The sequence below is a fragment of the Actinosynnema sp. NPDC023658 genome, from assembly GCF_040639995.1.
Taxonomy (GTDB): domain Bacteria; phylum Actinomycetota; class Actinomycetes; order Mycobacteriales; family Pseudonocardiaceae; genus Actinosynnema.
Genome location: NZ_JBFAAX010000784.1, coordinates 1 through 2,657 on the forward strand (window position 1 = coordinate 1; position 2,657 = coordinate 2,657).

Genomic DNA, 2,657 nt, shown 5'->3' on the forward strand with positions numbered 1-2,657 from the left:
GCCGGCGAGCTGGCGGGCGCGGGCAGCGGCCTCGTGTCCTTCGGCCCCACCGCCCCCCACCACGCCCCCCACGCCACCCCCCTGGGACGCCACGACGAGGCCGCCGAACACCACCGCCGAGCCGACGCCGTCGACGACCTCCTGTCCACAGTGGACCGCTAGTCCGGACCGCCGGGGGTGACCAGCCCGGTCTCGTAGGCGACCACGACGGCCTGGACGCGGTCGCGCAACCCCAGCTTCGCCAGGATGCGCGCCACGTGCGTCTTCACCGTCGCCTCGGACAGGTGCAGCCGGTCGGCCAGCTCGGCGTTGCTCAGCCCGCGGGCCAGCAGCTGCAGCACTTCCAGCTCCCGCGGGGTCAACGCGGCCAGGTCGCGGTGCAGCGCGGCGGTGCCCGGGGCGCGGTCGGCGAACCGCTCCACCAGACGACGGGTGATCGCGGGCGCGAGCAGCGCGTCACCGGAGCGGACCATCCGGACCGACGCGACGAGGTGCTCCGGCGTCACGTCCTTCAGCAGGAACCCGCTGGCACCCGCCGACAACGCGGCGTAGACGTAGTGGTCCAGGTCGAACGTCGTCAGGATGATCACCCGCGGCTCGCCGTCCGCGCCGGTCAGGATGCGCCGGGTCGCCTCCAGGCCGTCCAGCTCCGGCATCCGGATGTCCATCAGCACCACATCCGGCCTCGTGCGGCGGACCGCCTCGACCGCCTCCACGCCGTTGGTCGCCTCACCGACCACGTCGATGCCGTCGGCGGTGCGCCCCTGATCGGGTTCGCCGTCGCCCTCACCGGACTCGGCGCCGCCCACCTGGCCCGCGACTGGCAGGTCGGCGCGGCCGCCGTCGTGCTGCCCCTGGCCGCCGGTCTCGCCGCCACCACCCTCGTGCACACCGACCCCGACCAGGGCACCGTCACCGTCGCCGCCGTCCAGGGCAACGTGCCGCGCGCCGGCCTGGACTTCAACGCCCAACGCCGCGCCGTGCTCGACAACCACGTCGACCGCACCCTGCGACTGGCCGACGACGTCGCCGCCGGCCGCGTCGCACGCCCCGACCTGGTCATCTGGCCGGAGAACTCCTCCGACATCGACCCCTTCCGCAACGCCGACGCCGCCGAGCGCATCCGCCGCGCCACCGAAGCCGTCGGCGTGCCCCTCGCCGTCGGCGCGGTCGTCGTCGACCCCGTCGACAAGCTGCCCCGCAACACCGTCGTGCTCTACGAACCCGGCGTCGGCGCCACCGACACCTACACCAAGCGGCAGCTGCAGCCCTTCGGGGAGACCATGCCCTACCGGTCGTGCTTCCGGCTGTTCACCCACGCCGTGGACCGGGCGGGCAACTTCCAACCCGGCACCGACCCGCGCGGCTTCACCATGGGCCGCGCGAAGGTCGCCCTGGACACCTGCTACGAGGTGGCGTTCGACGGCGTGGTCCGCGACTCGGTCACCGCGGGCGCGAACCTCATCGCGATCCCCACCAACAACGCCACCTTCGGCTACACCGAGATGACCTACCAGCAGCTGGCCATGTCCCGCGTGCGCGCCGTCGAACACGGCAAAGCGGTCGTGGTGTCGGCCACCAGCGGCGTGAGCGCCATCGTGGCCCCCGACGGGTCGGTCACCCAGCGGACCGGCCTGTTCACCGCCGACGCGCTGGTGGCCACGGTGCCGCTGCGCGGGGAGGCTACGCTGGCCACCCGGCTCGGCGCATGGCCCGAGTGGGTGATGACCGCTGTGGGCCTGATGGCCGTGGCGTTCAGCGTGACCATGAGACGACGACGATCGCGTCCGACCCCTGGTGCGGGTGTCGGCGAGGAGGAAACGGATGGCGGACCAGCAGGCGCAGCCTGACCGCGAGCTCGGGCCGGTGCTGGTGGTGATCCCGACCTACAACGAGCGGGACAACATCGGGAAGATCGTGAAGCGGCTGCACGCGGCGCTGCCGAAGGTGCAGGTGCTCGTGGTCGACGACGGCAGCCCCGACGGGACCGGACGGCTGGCCGACGAGATGGCCGCCGCGGACGACCGGATCCACGTGCTGCACCGCACGGAGAAGGCGGGACTGGGCGCGGCCTACGTCGCGGGCTTCCGGTGGGCGCTGGACCGCGGCTACGCCGTGGTCGTGGAGATGGACGCCGACGGCTCCCACGCCCCCGAGGACCTGCCGCGGCTGCTCGACGCGCTGCGCGACGCCGACCTGGTGCTCGGCTCGCGGTACGTGCCCGGCGGCAGCACGGTCAACTGGCCCAAGTACCGGGAGGTCATCTCCCGCGGCGGCAACGTGTACTCGCAGCTCGCCCTGGGCGCGAAGGTCAAGGACATCACCGGCGGCTTCCGGGCGTTCCGCGCCGAGGTGCTGGAGCGACTCCAGCTGCAGACCGTCGCCTCGCAGGGCTACTGCTTCCAGATCGACCTGGCGTGGCGCACCATCGAACTCGGCTACCGCGTCGTCGAGGTGCCCATCACGTTCACCGAACGTGAGATCGGCGAGTCGAAGATGAGCGGCAACATCGTCCGCGAAGCCCTGTGGCGCGTCACGAAGTGGGGTGTGCGTCGCCGCGCGACCCAGCTGCGCGAGCTGTTCGCCCCCAAGGCCAAGACCCCCAGCAACCGCTGACCGCGACCGCTGACCGCGACCCACCGCACACGCCGAGGGGC

At 72.8% G+C, this 2,657-nt stretch carries 3 protein-coding genes; 2 read left to right on the top strand and 1 reads right to left on the bottom strand.

Annotated features, from left to right (window positions below; all coding sequences use genetic code 11):
• Window positions 1-158: 158 nt before the first annotated feature.
• The gene (locus tag AB0G02_RS34705) at window positions 159-809 is read right to left on the bottom strand and encodes a response regulator transcription factor (RefSeq protein WP_360803005.1); all 651 of its coding nucleotides are present in this window, start codon (window positions 807-809) and stop codon (window positions 159-161) included.
• On the opposite strand from AB0G02_RS34705, the gene lnt reads away from it, so the two are divergent.
• Both lnt and AB0G02_RS34715 read left to right on the top strand, forming a co-directional pair.
• Window positions 768-1,850, top strand: a complete 1,083-nt coding sequence (gene lnt, locus AB0G02_RS34710; RefSeq protein ID WP_360803011.1) for an apolipoprotein N-acyltransferase — start codon at window positions 768-770, stop codon at window positions 1,848-1,850. The genes AB0G02_RS34705 and lnt overlap by 42 nt on opposite strands.
• On the top strand, window positions 1,825-2,616 hold the full coding sequence (locus tag AB0G02_RS34715) for a polyprenol monophosphomannose synthase (protein WP_360803008.1): 792 nt from the start codon (window positions 1,825-1,827) through the stop codon (window positions 2,614-2,616). The genes lnt and AB0G02_RS34715 overlap by 26 nt, the downstream gene beginning before the upstream one ends.
• The last annotated feature ends 41 nt before the right edge of the window (window positions 2,617-2,657 follow it).

What these genes read in the sequence shown, in the direction of transcription:
- AB0G02_RS34715 (WP_360803008.1), top strand. Translation starts at nt 1,825, where the DNA reads ATGGCGGACCAGCAGGCGCAGCCTGACCGCGAGCTCGGGCCGGTGCTG.